Origin of the sequence: Nostoc sp. DedQUE09, assembly GCF_034530915.1 — a bacterium.
In the GTDB taxonomy this organism is placed as follows: Bacteria; Cyanobacteriota; Cyanobacteriia; order Cyanobacteriales; family Nostocaceae; genus Nostoc.
This window is the reverse complement of sequence record NZ_JAVRCE010000007.1, coordinates 75,685-90,240: the sequence shown is the minus strand read 5'-3', so window position 1 is coordinate 90,240 and position 14,556 is coordinate 75,685. Positions and strand designations below refer to the sequence as shown.

Annotated in this window: 17 protein-coding genes and 3 pseudogenes; 6 read left to right on the top strand and 14 right to left on the bottom strand. The window is 43.4% G+C overall.

Features of this window, described 5'->3' with window-relative positions:
• Positions 1–162: 162 nt before the first annotated feature.
• Together tnpC and RMY27_RS06915 are read left to right on the top strand one after the other, a co-directional pair.
• Positions 163–1,348, top strand: a pseudogene (tnpC, locus tag RMY27_RS06920) (IS66 family transposase); the annotation flags it as partial.
• Positions 1,349–1,435: 87 nt separating this feature from the next.
• Positions 1,436–2,923 (top strand): annotated as a pseudogene (locus RMY27_RS06915) (IS1380 family transposase).
• A gap of 246 nt (positions 2,924–3,169) precedes the next feature.
• Here RMY27_RS06915 and RMY27_RS06910 read toward each other — a convergent pair.
• The gene (locus RMY27_RS06910) at positions 3,170–3,439 is read right to left on the bottom strand and encodes a hypothetical protein (RefSeq protein ID WP_322661650.1); all 270 of its coding nucleotides are present in this window, start codon (positions 3,437–3,439) and stop codon (positions 3,170–3,172) included.
• A 72-nt stretch (positions 3,440–3,511) separates the two neighbouring features.
• On the opposite strand from RMY27_RS06910, the pseudogene RMY27_RS06905 reads away from it, so the two are divergent.
• Positions 3,512–4,823 (top strand): annotated as a pseudogene (locus RMY27_RS06905) (IS701 family transposase).
• Here the strand turns inward: RMY27_RS06905 and RMY27_RS06900 are convergent.
• On the bottom strand, positions 4,780–5,871 hold the full coding sequence (locus tag RMY27_RS06900) for an NF041680 family putative transposase (RefSeq protein ID WP_322661649.1): 1,092 nt from the start codon (positions 5,869–5,871) through the stop codon (positions 4,780–4,782). The pseudogene RMY27_RS06905 and the gene RMY27_RS06900 sit on opposite strands and share 44 nt — an antisense overlap.
• 191 nt (positions 5,872–6,062) lie before the next feature.
• Between RMY27_RS06900 and RMY27_RS06895 the strand changes: the two genes are divergently transcribed.
• Genes RMY27_RS06895 through RMY27_RS35470 form a run of 3 tightly spaced genes read left to right on the top strand, consistent with a single transcriptional unit; the run spans position 6,063 to position 6,709 of the window.
• On the top strand, positions 6,063–6,383 hold the full coding sequence (locus RMY27_RS06895; protein WP_322661647.1) for a hypothetical protein: 321 nt from the start codon (positions 6,063–6,065) through the stop codon (positions 6,381–6,383).
• Entirely contained in the window at positions 6,326–6,550 is a 225-nt protein-coding gene (locus tag RMY27_RS35475) for a group II intron reverse transcriptase/maturase (protein ID WP_416212317.1), read from the top strand. Before RMY27_RS06895 ends, RMY27_RS35475 begins: the two co-directional genes overlap by 58 nt.
• 27 nt (positions 6,551–6,577) lie before the next feature.
• Positions 6,578–6,709 (top strand): hypothetical protein, encoded by a 132-nt coding sequence (locus tag RMY27_RS35470; RefSeq protein ID WP_416212319.1) that lies wholly within the window; start codon positions 6,578–6,580, stop codon positions 6,707–6,709.
• A 64-nt stretch (positions 6,710–6,773) separates the two neighbouring features.
• Here the strand turns inward: RMY27_RS35470 and RMY27_RS06885 are convergent, their stop codons facing one another.
• The 12 genes from RMY27_RS06885 to RMY27_RS06835 all read right to left on the bottom strand — a co-directional run bounded on the left by RMY27_RS06885 (position 6,774) and on the right by RMY27_RS06835 (position 14,509).
• Positions 6,774–7,742: a zinc-dependent alcohol dehydrogenase family protein gene (locus tag RMY27_RS06885; protein WP_322661644.1), complete on the bottom strand. Its 969-nt coding sequence runs from the start codon at positions 7,740–7,742 to the stop codon at positions 6,774–6,776.
• A 107-nt stretch (positions 7,743–7,849) separates the two neighbouring features.
• Complete coding sequence (locus tag RMY27_RS06880; protein ID WP_322661642.1) at positions 7,850–8,251, bottom strand: RidA family protein; 402 nt, start codon at positions 8,249–8,251, stop codon at positions 7,850–7,852.
• Positions 8,252–8,329: 78 nt separating this feature from the next.
• On the bottom strand, positions 8,330–8,944 hold the full coding sequence (locus RMY27_RS06875) for an SDR family oxidoreductase (RefSeq protein WP_416212316.1): 615 nt from the start codon (positions 8,942–8,944) through the stop codon (positions 8,330–8,332).
• Positions 8,896–9,036: a hypothetical protein gene (locus RMY27_RS35465; protein ID WP_416212315.1), complete on the bottom strand. Its 141-nt coding sequence runs from the start codon at positions 9,034–9,036 to the stop codon at positions 8,896–8,898. Before RMY27_RS35465 ends, RMY27_RS06875 begins: the two co-directional genes overlap by 49 nt.
• A gap of 47 nt (positions 9,037–9,083) precedes the next feature.
• On the bottom strand, positions 9,084–9,419 hold the full coding sequence (locus RMY27_RS06870; protein WP_322661639.1) for a salicylate esterase: 336 nt from the start codon (positions 9,417–9,419) through the stop codon (positions 9,084–9,086).
• Complete coding sequence (locus tag RMY27_RS06865; RefSeq protein ID WP_322661637.1) at positions 9,403–9,816, bottom strand: alpha/beta fold hydrolase; 414 nt, start codon at positions 9,814–9,816, stop codon at positions 9,403–9,405. The genes RMY27_RS06870 and RMY27_RS06865 overlap by 17 nt, the downstream gene beginning before the upstream one ends.
• Before the next feature lie 79 nt (positions 9,817–9,895).
• Positions 9,896–10,126 carry a hypothetical protein gene (locus RMY27_RS06860; protein WP_322661635.1) on the bottom strand — a complete coding sequence of 77 codons (231 nt, stop codon included), beginning with the start codon at positions 10,124–10,126 and terminating at the stop codon, positions 9,896–9,898.
• A 91-nt stretch (positions 10,127–10,217) separates the two neighbouring features.
• Positions 10,218–11,141, bottom strand: coding sequence for an MBL fold metallo-hydrolase (locus RMY27_RS06855; protein ID WP_322661633.1), 924 nt, complete (start codon positions 11,139–11,141; stop codon positions 10,218–10,220).
• A gap of 80 nt (positions 11,142–11,221) precedes the next feature.
• Complete coding sequence (locus RMY27_RS06850; protein WP_322661631.1) at positions 11,222–12,055, bottom strand: alpha/beta hydrolase; 834 nt, start codon at positions 12,053–12,055, stop codon at positions 11,222–11,224.
• A gap of 89 nt (positions 12,056–12,144) precedes the next feature.
• Positions 12,145–12,600: a VOC family protein gene (locus tag RMY27_RS06845; RefSeq protein ID WP_322661628.1), complete on the bottom strand. Its 456-nt coding sequence runs from the start codon at positions 12,598–12,600 to the stop codon at positions 12,145–12,147.
• 43 nt (positions 12,601–12,643) lie between these two features.
• Complete coding sequence (locus tag RMY27_RS06840; RefSeq protein WP_322661626.1) at positions 12,644–12,886, bottom strand: BBE domain-containing protein; 243 nt, start codon at positions 12,884–12,886, stop codon at positions 12,644–12,646.
• 84 nt (positions 12,887–12,970) lie between these two features.
• Positions 12,971–14,509: a GMC family oxidoreductase gene (locus RMY27_RS06835; protein WP_322661781.1), complete on the bottom strand. Its 1,539-nt coding sequence runs from the start codon at positions 14,507–14,509 to the stop codon at positions 12,971–12,973.
• Positions 14,510–14,556 lie beyond the last annotated feature (47 nt).

Here is a 14,556-nt window from a genome sequence, read left to right as displayed (position 1 = left end):
TAAGCTATTTAGCAAATATGCATTACTAATTTGAAAAACTTCTTGCATCAATGCTTCGGAGGCAATCTGCGATTTACTTGGCTTAATTGGAGGATGAATAATGTAAGGATTCAGGTAGCAGAGTATTGACAAAGAGGACAGTTGAGGAGGAATATCACAGATATGAACCAAAACCTGCCTCAAGATTTAGACCGAGAAAGCTTGAACCAGTTATCGAAGGAAGAACTGGTAGAGATAATCATTGAGCAGAACAAGGTAATACGTGAGTTACAGAAAATCATCTTAGAATTACAGCAAGAAATAGAGCGTTTAAAAGTTAGTAGAGATTTGGATAGCTCTAATTCGTCAAAACCACCGTCTGGTGACATTTTGAAAAAGAGCGAAAACAAAAAGTTACCAGCCCAAGAGGAATCAAACCAGCCAAAAAAGAAACAAGGTGGGCAACCAGGACATCAAGGCAAAACCCGTAAGGGCTTTGGCAGAGTAGATCGCTATGAAATTATCAGTCCTACGGATTGTGCTTACTGTGGTCAAAAAACATTTGCACCCCTAGCAGTAAAAGTAGAAAAACACGCGGTAGCGCAACTAGTAGAACGTCCCATAGAAATAGTGGAATATCAACGCCAAACCTGCGTGTGTGAGAGTTGTGGCAATGTACAAGCTGCCTCTTGGCCAGAAGATATCATTCCAGGACAAGACTTAGGGGTGAAATTACAGGCGTTTTTAGGATGGGCAAATAACTATGCACATATGCCCTATGAAAAACAGCAGGAAATGTTGTGGGAACTGGGGCAAATCGATATTGGGCTGGGGACGTTAGTTGCAACCAATGAACGAATAACTGGAGCAATTGAACCGAGCATCACTGAGTTAAGTAGTTGGCTAAAACAGACGCAGCCGAACATTCATGTGGATGAAACACCTTGGTCTGTCAAAGGAACCAAAGAATGGTTGTGGGTAGTTGCTAATTCTGAGTTTTGCCTGTTTACTGCGGCTGATACTCGCTCACGAGCCGAATTATCAGCAATTTTAGGAACCCAATATCAAGGCGTAATTATCAGCGACGATTTTAGTGTTTACAACGGCTATCAAGCTACTGCCCAACAAAAATGTTTAGCTCATCTACGCCGTCACTTCAAAAAATTAATTCAACTTCCCGGTCTTCACAACCAAGCTATTGGCAAAGCTTTTGTTGATTTGATTGATGAAGCCTTTAGGAATTATGCTCTTCGGGTTTGAGACTCTTGACTCCACCAGTTACAACGATTGGGTCAATCAATTCAAATCTAAATTGTATTCCTCACTCCATCAGTGGCTTGATCTTGCAGGAGCTACGGCCGGCAGCCTTTTCCCGGATTTCTCACAAACTCTGAAAAAAGCGGGAACAAAAACTGCTAAAATGTATATATGGCAAGTATTTCAGCATTTATAAACGATGATTCGACCCACAAGGCGATCGCTCCCAAAACAGTTTAGGTTTGAACAGCCAAAGTCACCCCCAGTCGTAGTTAATTTCAACGGAGGACAGGTAACATCCGATGCTGGTTTAAGCTTAATTGCGGAACTAGACCGAAAACTGCAAATAACATCACGGTTAGCAAGATGTTTCCAAGATTACCGTTCGTCAAATAGAATTGACCATTCGATAGAAAACTTAATTGCACAACGGATATATGGCTTAGTCATGGGATATGAAGATTTGAATGACCATGAAGAATTACGCCATGATCCAATGTTTGCGTTAGCATTACAAAAAAGAATTGGACTAGAAAATGAACTGACTGTATTAGCTGGAAAGAGTACATTAAATAGGCTGGAACATTGTCCAGAAGATGTAGAGCAAGGAGCAGACAGTCGTTATCATAAAATAGGGCATTCTCCATCAGGAATTGAAAGCCTATTTGTAAATATATTTTTAGAATCTTACGCCAAAGAACCACGAAAAATTATTTTAGACTTGGATGTAACGGATGATTTAGTACATGGAAATCAGGAGCAAGTTTTCTTCAATACTTATTACGCAGGATACTGCTATGCTCCACTTTATATATTTTGTGGAAAACACTTATTAGCCGGCAAACTCCGCCCTTCTAATGTAGACCCAGCATTTGAGGCGTTAGAAGAGTTGCAGAGAGTCATTAAACAAATACGTCAAGAATGGCAGAATGTCGAGATTTTAGTACGAGGAGATAGTGCCTATTCCAGAGACGATATCATGACATGGTGTGAATCACAAACCGGAGTTGATTACGTTTTTGGATTGGCGCAAAACAGTCGTTTAATTCAGATGACTACCAATACTAAAAAGAGAGCAAAGTTTGAGTATGAGCAGAAACTATCAACAGTAGTTTCATTTTTAGAAACTGTATTTAAGCCAGAAGAAAAACTTCCTCAAGTTGCCTCTAACTTGATTAATAGCTCAGTTTGGTATAAATCTTTAGATTACCAAACTCGTGAATCTTGAAGTTGTAGTCGTCGTGTTGTTTCTAAAGTTGAGTATGGAGCAAAGGGGACTAATATTCGTTTTGTGGTGACTTCACTGACTACCAAAAAAGTACCTCCTGCTCAACTATACACACAAAAATACTGTAAGCGTGGGGAAATGGAAAATCGCTTTAAGGAGCAACAACTTGAACTTTTTAGTGATAGAACCAGTACGCATACATTTGCAGGAAATCAGCTACGTTTATGGTTTTCTTCTATAGCTTACGTTTTGATGAATGCCTTTCGTCAACAATGTTTAGCTAAAACCGAATTACAAAACGCTCAAGTTGGAACTATTCGGACTAAATTACTGAAATTAGGTGCAGTGATTACTGTAAGCGCAAGGCGAATTTTAATTGCAATTAGTAGCTCAAGTCCTTTCAAACATATTTGGGCTGATGCTTACAGATACTTAAAAATGCTCCCAAATACTGCTTAATGTTAATTAAAACTGCATTGAATTTCTTACAATTAATAATATTTCTTGGGTGGCGGAAGTATTTGGCTGTGTTTGATTTTTTGGCATAATTTTGGCTAATTGCAACCAAAATTCAATGCGTATGCAACACAGTTGTGGTCAAAAACTAAAGTCGTTTGATAACTGGAGTTTAGACTAAGCAACACAAAACGACTCAGCTGCGCTGAGTTGATAAAACACAAGCTTCAAGTATCAAAATCTTTGAATTCAAGCAGATTTCGCTTGCTCTTTACGTGGTTTTGGCGTAGTTTTTTTAACTATGGGATAGCGAATTCTACGTTGTCGTGGTTTTCCTGGTTCCCAACCCTGAGACTTTCCACGCGGTTTGGGCGAACGGGCAGGAGTACCAATACCTTCTAAAATGATCCCCATAGCCTGAGCAACCCTTCCAGGGGTCAACTGATCGATTGACTTTTGCCAAGGTAAAGGGTTGTCAGCAACGATATCACGAGCCAACCACAATTCCCAAGTAATCATTGGCATTAACCCTCTTGTGTCACTATCGCGGTAGTATAATAATGTACAAAACCTAGAACGAAGACACAGAGCATGGTAGAGCCTCGTTCACCCATAAAAACCGTCAAGTTTGTGGATGAATATTGCTTGTGGTATAAAAACCTGTTTTCAGATGTTAGGAATTTTGAAGCTTTCAAATATCTACATATAGGATGTATTTCTGATTTAAAACGGAAAAGCCTACCTGAAATAGCGAAAATTGTCGGGCTAGATAACTATCAAGGACTACATCCTGCACTTAACTACATCATCATGGTCAGTAGAACAGTTACGAGCTTTGCGATTACGACTAATTTTAGAGGTACTAAAAGGAAGACCAATCATTTTAATTATTGATGAAACAGGAGATAAAAAGAAAGGTACGACTACAGATTATGTGAAACGACAGTATATAGGCAATTTAGGAAAAGTAGAGAATGGAGTTGTGGCAGTCACAGCCTATGGCGTGTTCTGCGGAATGACTTTTCCACTGCTGTTTGAGGTATACAAGCCTCGTGAAAAATTAAAACCAGGCGATAAATATCTTACCAAACCTCAAATCGGGGCAATGCTAATAAAAAAGCTACAGTTAATGGGGTTCAATTTCAACTTGGTACTAGCTGATAGCTTATATGGTGAGAGTGGTACAAATTTTGTATCTGTATTAGATGAGTTAGGTTTAAATTATCTAGTAGCGATTCGCTCAAACCATTCTGTAGACTTACTCAAAGGACAGTACACTCAATACTTAAAGTGGCAGAGATTTAAACGAGTATTCTCTAACTTAAGCAGTGAAAACCGATTTATTAGAGAAATAATCCACGGCAAACGTGGACAACATAGATATTGGCAAATTACCACAGACACTCTTAACTTACCTGGAAACTCTACCTGGTATGTCATGAGTAAATATCCAGACATCACAGCAAGAGAAGTTGGTAATTTTTATGGCTTAAGAACATGGGTAGAATATGGCTTAAAACAAAGTAAAAATGAATTAGGTTGGGCAGATTATCGTTTTACTCGCTATGAAGATATTGAACGATGGTGGGAGATTATATGTAGTGCCTACCTTATGGTTAGTCTTCATTCAGAATCTCTACGTCCTTCTCTCCCAGATCCTCAATCAACATTTGCTTCTCACCCCTGGTGGGATAATGGTAAAGGTTGGAAGAATATTCTCAACAATCTGCGTTTAGTTATCCAACCTTTTATTTTATTTAACCTCATATATCCCTGGTTAACAGTTTTTCCTATTCCTCAACTGTCTTTAGGTTTTTCTAAGCTTCAAGCTATCGTTTATAGGCTAACTTCACCAATTTTTATATTCCTAACTCACCCTGATTTCTATTTTTCCTCCGCCTAAAGTGACACAAGAGGGTTAAGTCGCTCCATCTCTCACACTGTTTGGGAGTACTTAGTTTAGGAAGAGTCCAGTGCAAGCGTTGCTTTAAAAAACGATACCAGTGGTCAACAGTAAAGCGACGCAAATAAAGCCGCCAAACTTCGGATAATGGAGGCATTTCTTCTCCTATCCAAGCCAACCATAAAGGTTTTGAGACTCTTAAGTTACCTTTGTCATCAAGACGCTCAACTCGTATCAATGACATCGGACGTGCCGCAGTTTTACGGAAGTGTAAATTTTCCCATAACCTAACTATTAACTGCCCCAGTTTTGGATGGTTCATCTCTAAGGTTTGAGTTGCTTCGTCCCATAAATCGGGTTCATTGAGTTTAAATTTGATACCATGCTTCCTGGGACGACCCTTGCCAGAATATGTTGGAGGTGCGCCCCATAAACAAAGGTTTGAACGTAAACGTACAAGAATATCTGCTGAAATCTCAGCAGTTTTCAAGACAAAAGGGGCGCAACCATACTCGCTATCCCAAACTGAAATCGGTCTGGTAGGCAAATGCTCGCACACTTGTTTTAGCTGCCAGGTTGCCTTGTCTATGGGGTTTTCCCAACTAGTAATTCGTTCATGCCTCAAGGGTAATGCCCAACTACCAGAATCATCTGGCACCCAAGCAATAGTGCTGTATCCCTCACCAATGGTAATCGGTTTATTTCCAGGCACTGTTACACTCGTGTGTTCAATTGTTCTTTCTTGAAGAGTTACTGCATCGGGACGAGGCCAAGCAGTGTGGTCGCCTGCCAACAAGGGACGACCTTGTGTTGGTATTTGTTTTATGTACAACTGCATCAATTTTTGTCGCTTTGGTCTGCTGTCTTGTAGAGCTTCATAGATGCTTGACCACTTGCGTCTAAAAAATGGAGATAGGGATAAATCTGCCAAACTGTAAGCATTACGAGTCGTCAAGATGGCATCAGTCAATTCAAAAGTCGCATCGTGGGCTTTGCCCAGATGGTTGTAAGCTGCTTGACGAAATTCTTGAAGTTTGTCAAATTTCATATTGGCAGGTGAGAGTAGGTGGTACTTCTCTCAGCTTCTGTCAAAAGGGGGTCTGTGTTCAATCAGACCCCCTATTTTTGTCCTTTAAGTTTGACCATTTAGTCTAAACTCCAGTTGATAACAAACAACTTTCAATAAAAAGAAGTCGTGTGAGTGTTAATGCTACATGCACGATTTTGAAGACCAGAACAGTGGGTAACTGCCGACTTGTAAAATTTTCGTTGGGTTATGAAATCCACATACTACACGCTGATGATAAACATGACCATCGTGGACAAAGATGTATCAACGGTAGTGTGGGTCTTTTGGTGCCAAAAAGTGTAATTAAAGACCATTGTGTTAAATATATGCGCTCTGGTAAGCCTATACACCTGATGCAAAGAGTCAACGATAATGCATACAGTATAGTTAGCCAGTATCAAGCGGAATATCGAGGATTAGTCAGTATTATCGCATGGCTTACAACCTCCACACTCTCTCCTCACTTAAACGAGTTATGGAGCTTTCCTTAGTAAAAACTCTGGCTCATAAGTTCAAAACTACATGCCAGAAAATTTACAAACGGTATCGCACAATCATTGATACTAAAGATGGTACTTACAAAGTACTACAAATTACAATGGAGCGCGACAACAATAAGCCTTTGATAACTCATTTTGGTGGTGTCTGCTTGCGATGAAATAAGTGGGTCAAACTAGACGATAACCTGACTAGTCATATCTGGAACGGACGTAGCGAAGTCGTTCAACGTCTCTTAGCCCAAGAATGTGAAATTTGCGGAGCAACGGACAATATTGAAGTCCACCATATTCGTAAATTAGCATTTCCTGCGTTGTAGCAAGTGGCGTGGCAGGAGACATTCCTTCTGCTTCCTGCTCTCTGCCTTTCCCGGTAAAGCTGGTTTAATTTTCTGTAAACTTCAGCACAATTTTGCCCCGTGTTCCTCCCTGCTCTAGACGCTGATGTGCCAGAACGACCTGATCCCAAGAAAATACTGAATCAATCACTGGGCGAAGTTGATGACGCTCGATGAGTTTTGTCAAAGCCTCTAATTTTGCTCGGTACTGGGGTGAAAAAACAAAATGAATCGTCAGATTCTTACCCCATGCTTCAAGAAGCGATTGCGGTATTGCAATGTCTACAATGCTTGTAAGCCTACCAAAGGGACGAATTATTTCTAGACTACGCTGAATTGTTTCTTTGCCGATCGTATCTAGAACTAAATCCACACCCAATCCATTTGTTTCTTGACGAATGACTTCTACGTAATCTTCATTCTTGTAATCAATCACCCGATCTGCGCCCAGTTCTGTTACGAAATCTCGGTTTCTAGAACTACACGTTGTAAAAACGTATGCCCCTATTGCTTTGGCGAGTTGAACTGCGATCGAACCCACTCCACCCGCACCCGCATGGATGAGAACTGTTTCACCAACTTGTAGATTCCCCCTAGTCACTAGACAATCCCAAGCAGTTCCGCCTGCAAGCGGAAAGGAAGCTGCTTCAATGTGCGATAGATTTGCAGGCTTCAATGCAACAATCGCTGCATCAGCCACATGATACTGAGCGTAGCTACCGAATTCTCCAAAAATTTGCGGCGAGTAATACACGTTGTCTCCCACCTTGAAATCAGTCACGGCTTCGCCAATTGCCTCAATCACCCCTGAAACGTCAACTCCGATGATTGCTGGTAGACGAACCAAATCCTTATAATCACCACGGCGAGTTTGGTAATCAACGGGGTTAATCGAGGTTGCACAAACTCTGACTAACACCTGATTCGCTTTCAGTGTTGGTATGGGAACAGTTTGAATTTCAAACTTCTCAGCATCACCAAACGCAGTTAATACGGCTGCTTTCATAGATTCCATCTGTGCCAACTCCCCTTGATTTAGAATAAACAGTGACGGGATTTCGATACCGCTCAGCGGAGGTAACTCCCTAACTTCGCAATAGCCCGTTGCCGCTTGTGCGAAACTCACGGAACAATTGCAGTAACGCGGATTTCAATCCGCATCGTTGGCAGTCCAAGAGCCGCGACTCCTACCTGTGTCCAAATTGGGGCATGGTTGGGTATGTAATGACGAAATAGCTTGACCAGCACATCGTTAACTTCAGGGGGAAACCCGCCAACATGGTAAGAATTGACGTGGACAACATGCTCCCAACCCGCACCAGCAGTCGCCAAGGTTCGTTCTACGTTCCGAAACGCCTGGGCAATCTCGTCCGCGAGCGATTCGGGAATTTGCAGGTTGTCATCCCAACCACCTTGTCCAGATGTCTCCACGCGATCGCCAATTTTTACTGCTTGCGAGTAATGCAATTCATTCAGCAGGCGTTCCCCATAACCAGGGGTGACAAAAAACTTGGGCTTATTCATGGTGTTCCTTGTGTAGTACGTTTGACTCTATCTCGCGTTGCTGAAACGAGTTTGTTTCGGCATCATCCGATTTAGACGCTAATGTTTAGAATTCACTTGCCATGTGATTACAATAATTTCTGCAAATAGTAAGACAACTATCACCCGCAAAAACGCTTGTAAAATGGCTTCCATTGTCCAGTTCTGACTCTGAACCTCCCAGATCATCCAAACAATATTGAATCCAATTACCAACCAGGGTATAATTACCGCTGAATTACGTCTGCGATAGAAGCGGATCGTCGTCTCGCGCCAAAATGGGAAGGTGCTGAGGAGACAAACAATGTAGGAGGCTCCTGCACTAACGAACAAGCTTGTTTGAAGACTCGAAGGCAGGTTCGGGTATCCAAGTGCGATCGCCGTTAGACAAACTCCCAGCGCGAGATACAGGAAAGTAAACAAGGTAAATCGTTTCATTCTTTCTCTAATAAAGTCTTCAACAGACTGCTCGTGTAGTGGCTTTGGGACTGTACCAAATCCAGCGTTATTGAAGGCAAAATCTAGCCTTCCGTAAGTTGCGACTGTTTTCTCTATCAGCGCCTTAACCTCTGGTTCACTCGATACATCCGATCTCACAAACAAACACTCCGCTCCTGTCTCACGAATCATCGCAGAAGTTGTTTCGCGTTCTGCATCGCGTCTGCCGGAGAACACAACTTTTGCACCCGCAGCACCGAACGCAATCGCGGTGGCTTGACCAATTCCCGATGTACAGTAACTAACGCCACTTTATCTTGCAGTATCATCCTGTTTCTCCTGTTTCAATCAATAAACACAATTGCAAATTCTGCTGCTAGTCGCGCCCTGCCACAATAATCTTTTCTGCTAAACCAACCGGGTTAGAAAACATGACCTCGTGACTACCGGGCATTTGTACAAGCCGAAATAGCCCCAAGCGGTTAGACATTCTCGGATGCCAACCCCACTGTTCGCCTTGAGGGAGGACATTATCTTCTGTACAGTAGAGGTAACTTTTAGGAATGGGCAGCGAGTAAAACTGCTTCAAGTCCAACTTGTCAATCCACGGTTGATACGCTTGGGGTGATAATCGTGCGTAACTGGATCGAGCCAGTTCGAGGTCAGCATCATTGAGAAGCACTTCTCTCCACATCTCAAAAGGTATAACCATCCATCATCTGATCGTTTGATTCTCTAACTAGCTCGTCGAGTAATGTTTGAAGATGCGGTGGAACGTTATCTCTAAGGCTATCTCCATCGTTGAGGACAAAGGCATCGAAGAAGATGAGCCGTCGAATGCGATCGGGAATCGCTTCGGCAACTTTCGCAATAATCGTGCCACCGAAACTATGTCCGAGTAGGACGATATCGCTTAAGTCTTTGTCTACAATGTAATCGACGATAGATTGTGTGCATTGAGCATGGTTAACGTTCTTATTCACGCCTTTGCCATGACCTGCGATCGTGGGAGCAAACGCTTGATGCCCTTTCGCTTCTAGATGGTCAACGACTGCTTGCCAAGCAGAACCATCATGCCAGGAGCCATGAACTAAGACAAAAATTGACATAGAATTCCTTTAGTTGCGATCTGAAAATCAAGCCCATTTGTTCTCTCTTGAAATGGATCGGTTCGCTGTGAGTCCACTATTAACGATCGAAAATTAACTCGCTGTATATCCGCTTTTGAGCATTGCCGATCATTCCCTCCATGCCTGCTAGGAGTGTGGCTAGGGCACTGAGAATGCTATTGCTTGTGATGTAGCGAGAGTTTGTACGTTTGAGTGTATTTCTCTGGTCTCGTGCTTTTTCAAGGCTGCTAGAGATTTGTGTTCTCATCGTATTCAATTGTGTTTCTAGAGTAGTAGAGTAGTCATTCATGAGGTTTTGCTCAATAGCTTGAAGTTTGCTCGAATGGTTATGGTGGGATCGCAACTATCATCAAGTTGCTAAAATGATTGCTATGAATCCTTTAGGGTTCACGCCAGCGGTAATCCACTGGCACCCAGGCATAACCTTGTTCTGCTGCCCGAAGGTGTCCAACGCCGGGAAAGGGCAAATGTGCGCCTGCTACCAAAATTCGGGATGCTTCCGCTCTCGCAAACTGTTTTTTACGTTGTGCCGCAGCAGCATTGGCATCGACATCATAAGCAACTGTAATTTCTGGCTTGGGAAATTGCACCGAAGCAAAGTGAACAATATCGCCCCAAAACTCGATGCTCTCGCCCTTGCTTGCCGCCACATAGCAGCTATGACCAGGAGTGTGTCCGGGTGTGGGATGTGCGGTGATTCCCGGTAGAAGGGCTGTCTTGCCAGAAAACGATTTCACCTTGCCTGCATCTAAATAAGGTTTGACAGTTTTCGCGGCTTCGTCAAAGTACTTTTCAGGAACGTTGAATCGCGTGGCATTCGCTCGATCGAGCCAGAAATGGACATCTGGCTTGCCGACATAAAGCGTGGCGGCAGGAAACACCCGTTGACCAGCTTCGACCAGCCCCCCACTATGATCTGTATGAATATGAGTCAGGAGGATTGCATCAATCTCGTTAGGCGTGTAGCCTGCTGCTTTTAACGATGTTTGAAGCTTGCCGCCCAGTTTTGGACCAAAAAAGGTTCCAGCTCCTGTGTCCACGAGTACTTGTCGATCTCCAGTGTCGATCAAGAAAGCATTAATTGATGCCTCGACAGGATTAGTCAGAAAGTTTTTCTGAAGCAGGCGATCGGTTTCTGTTGGGTTCGCATTTGACAGCAGCGTATGTAGATCCTGGGGGAGTGTGCCGTCGCTCAGGACTGTAATTGTGAAATTACCTAACTTGAATGGATAGACACCTGGCACTTGAGCGATCGCACTTTTGCTCAGTGATACCGCTGTAAAAATACAAGAGGTCACAATCATTAGCACTGTGGTTGCAACCGCTATCATCAGTCTAGAAAACATATTAGAACCCTTTTAGCGATAAAGGACTCGATAGATAATCACCCCTGAAGAAAGTCCAATAACACGGGATTGACCCGATCAGCGTGAGTCCAGTTAATGGCGTGCGGTCCGCCAGGAATGACAACTAGTTGACTGTTTTTAATCAGCTTTGAGAGTCTTGCTGCGGTGGACTCAAGTGGCAAAATGCGATCGCTATCTCCATGAACGATCAGGGTTGGTACATCAATGCGGGGCAGATCATCACGAAAATCAGTCAGCCAGGACGGTACACAATCTAAAGTCGCTTTTGCAGAAGCCCCTGCTGCCACATTCCAACTTGCCTGAATTGCTTCATTGCTAATCCGCTTACCCAGCAACACATCCACATTGAAGAATTCTTTGAAAAATGCAGAAAAGTAAGCTGGACGATCTTCAACAATCGCTTTCATAATGCCATCGAAAACGCTTTGATCGACACCTTCAGGATTGTCATCGGTCTTCAGTAGGAAGGGCGGTACTGGAGCCATCAGCACGGCTTTCTGCACACGCTCTGAGCCATAGTTGCCAAGATAGCGCGTGACTTCGCCTGTTCCCATTGAGAAACCGACTAACACAGCGTCATGCAAGTCAAGTTTAGTCATCAACACATTCAAATCTGCTGCAAAGGTATCGTAGTCATAGCCAAACGAGGGTTGGCTAGAAGCACCAAATCCTCGGCGATCGTATGTAATGACTCGATATCCGGCATTTAGCAGCACTAAGACCTGCTTTTCCCAGGAATGACCGTTGAGGGGAAATCCATGAATGAGAACAATTGGTTGACCTGTCCCCAGATCTTCGTAGTAGAGATCAATGGTTGCAGAATTTTCTTGACCAACAGTAACGTAAGGCATTGCAATCTCCTATAAATGTTGAATTTGAATGGTTAGCTGGCTGTGGTGTTATGCAGCGGCAACTGTTGGGATCTATTTCATTAATGAATTCATAATGGGGTGACAAACTCGATCAGATTGCCGTTATTGTCTTGAATCATACAGATCCGAATACCCGGATCAGGATAGCTTCCGAGTTCGAGAAATGTTTTCACACCACGTCGATTTAATTCAGCAAGAACTGCATCGACATCTCGAACTCGAAAACAAAAATGTCCGATGCCTGTTGTCCTTAATCCCTCGCCAAGATTAGTCGCGATCGGCATTCCTGATTGTGACTGAGTAGAGCCAATAATTTCGATGCGAAAGCCATATACACTGAGATAAGCCAATTTCAGATCTGGGAAAACGCCTACTGTCCATTCATGTTCGATCGTCGCATCTAGCTTTTCTTGATACCACTGAAGCGTTTCCTCATAGTTCGGTACATTCAAGCAAACATGATCGATTTGCATCGAACTCAGAGGATTTGAGCCTAGAGAAGATGTTTGAGTTAAAATTGTCATTTGAATCTCCTGTAATTGTGAATGTTCTAGATACCTCAGAGTCTTACCTTGTGAGCGAATTGGGTGCGAGATGTCCGATCGTTAATCGAAACACATCATCTGGATCGTATTTCTGCTTAAGATCGAGCAATCGCTCATAGTTCGACCCGAAGGCAAGCCGAACGCGCTCCTGTTCTTGCTCATCTAGGAGATTGACGTATCCCCCTTTGAAAGCGTAGGGTGCTAGTGCCAATTCGAGGTCAGCATCTTTGAGAAGCACTTCTCGCCAAAGCTCAAACGGTATCACCAGCGTCTGATCGTTCGATTCTCTAGCGAGGAGTCAAATAACGCTTGATAGTGCGGCGGAAGCCTATCTCTGAGGCTTTCACCATCATTGAGGTAATTTTGTTCTAACTTTTATCAAATCGGCAGCCTTTTCTCCAATCATAATTGCTGGTGCATTTGTGTTTCCTGTGATCATAGTTGGCATAATCGATGCATCAACAACTCGTAATCCTTCAATCCCCCGTACCTTGAGTTGAGGATCAACAACCGCCATTTGATCAATACCCATTTTGCACGTCCCAACAGGATGCCATGCCGTACCGCACGTTTGCCGAATATAATCTTCGATTGCTTTGTCGCTATGTACGGAACTCCCTGGAGCAATTTCCTCGCCTCGGAACTCATTAAACGCATCGGAGTACACAATTTGACGCAAAATTTTAAGTCCTTCAACCATCAGTTGCATGTCAGATTCTTTCTGAAGATAGTTGACCCGAATCAACGGTGGGTCGAAGGGGGAGGAGGAACGTAGTCTTACACTACCACGACTTTCGGGACGGGTGATGTAAAAGGGAAGGGTGAATGCCGGACCTTCACGTGCATAGGCAGGATCGACATATAAAATCGGAACAATTGTAAGTTGCAAATTAGGCACTGCATCTAAATCATTGTTGGTATGCAGAAATAACCCAGCCTCTCCCCCATTACTACTTGGCGCAAGGGGCACGTCCTGAGTAGACTGGTAGGCAATAACGGCAAGTGGGTGATCTTGAAGATTCTGGCCGACACCCGGCAAATCAACAACCACAGGAATGCCGGAAGCCCGCAGATGTTCAGCAGGTCCAATTCCAGAAAGCATTAGCAGTTTAGGAGAATCGAAGGCGCCAGCACTCAAAATCACTTCGGAGTTGACCCTAACTTGATACTCCGTTCCGTTTTGAACATACACTACCCCTACCGCGCGCTTTCCCTCAAAGAGTAAACGAGTCACCAATGCTCCTGTTTGAATGGTCAAGTTGGGGCGATCTTTAATCGGACGCAGAAATGCCACTGCTGTACTTTGGCGCTTGCCATCTTTCACGGTCACTTGGTAAAGTCCTGCACCTGACTGCTGTACGCCATTAAAGTCGGGATTTTGCTCATAGCCCTGTGCGATCGCGGCTTCCACAAAGCGTTGCGACACTTTTGCAGGAGAGAGTGGATCTGTGATGCTAAGTGGTCCATCAACCCCGTGAAATAACGATGCTCCTCGCTGCTGGTTTTCCGATTTCTTGAAGTAAGGCAGGACATCCTGATAACTCCAACCAATATTACCTAATGCTTGCCAGCTATTGTAGTCACGTTCATTGCCTCGTATATAAATCATGCCATTAATCGAACTGCTACCGCCCAAGACTTTACCGCGTGAAGATAAAATTTTGCGGTTATTTAAGTAAGGTTCCCCTTCAGTTAAGTATGCCCAGTCCACTTCCGAGCCTAAGAGTGTAGTAGGCCACAATGAGGGAACTTGAAGTTCTGGCTTGGTATCAGGACCACCCGCTTCGAGCAGCAATACTTTAGTATTAGGGTCTTCTGTAAGACGGTTGGCAACAACGCAGCCTGCTGAACCGGCGCCAATCACAATATAATCAAAAATGGCTTGCATTGGTGTATTAAGACTTGATACTTCAACTGGTAGCTGATTCGTTATAT

What these genes read in the sequence shown, in the direction of transcription:
- RMY27_RS06910 (WP_322661650.1), bottom strand. Translation starts at nt 3,439, where the DNA reads ATGATTACTTGGGAATTGTGGTTGGCTCGTGATATCGTTGCTGACAAC.
- RMY27_RS06900 (WP_322661649.1), bottom strand. Translation starts at nt 5,871, where the DNA reads ATGAAATTTGACAAACTTCAAGAATTTCGTCAAGCAGCTTACAACCAT.
- RMY27_RS35475 (WP_416212317.1), top strand. Translation starts at nt 6,326, where the DNA reads ATGGCTTACAACCTCCACACTCTCTCCTCACTTAAACGAGTTATGGAG.
- RMY27_RS06885 (WP_322661644.1), bottom strand. Translation starts at nt 7,742, where the DNA reads ATGGAATCTATGAAAGCAGCCGTATTAACTGCGTTTGGTGATGCTGAG.
- RMY27_RS06880 (WP_322661642.1), bottom strand. Translation starts at nt 8,251, where the DNA reads ATGAATAAGCCCAAGTTTTTTGTCACCCCTGGTTATGGGGAACGCCTG.
- RMY27_RS35465 (WP_416212315.1), bottom strand. Translation starts at nt 9,036, where the DNA reads ATGATACTGCAAGATAAAGTGGCGTTAGTTACTGTACATCGGGAATTG.
- RMY27_RS06870 (WP_322661639.1), bottom strand. Translation starts at nt 9,419, where the DNA reads ATGGTTATACCTTTTGAGATGTGGAGAGAAGTGCTTCTCAATGATGCT.
- RMY27_RS06865 (WP_322661637.1), bottom strand. Translation starts at nt 9,816, where the DNA reads ATGTCAATTTTTGTCTTAGTTCATGGCTCCTGGCATGATGGTTCTGCT.
- RMY27_RS06860 (WP_322661635.1), bottom strand. Translation starts at nt 10,126, where the DNA reads ATGAATGACTACTCTACTACTCTAGAAACACAATTGAATACGATGAGA.
- RMY27_RS06855 (WP_322661633.1), bottom strand. Translation starts at nt 11,141, where the DNA reads ATGATTGTGACCTCTTGTATTTTTACAGCGGTATCACTGAGCAAAAGT.
- RMY27_RS06850 (WP_322661631.1), bottom strand. Translation starts at nt 12,055, where the DNA reads ATGCCTTACGTTACTGTTGGTCAAGAAAATTCTGCAACCATTGATCTC.
- RMY27_RS06845 (WP_322661628.1), bottom strand. Translation starts at nt 12,600, where the DNA reads ATGACAATTTTAACTCAAACATCTTCTCTAGGCTCAAATCCTCTGAGT.
- RMY27_RS06835 (WP_322661781.1), bottom strand. Translation starts at nt 14,509, where the DNA reads ATGCAAGCCATTTTTGATTATATTGTGATTGGCGCCGGTTCAGCAGGC.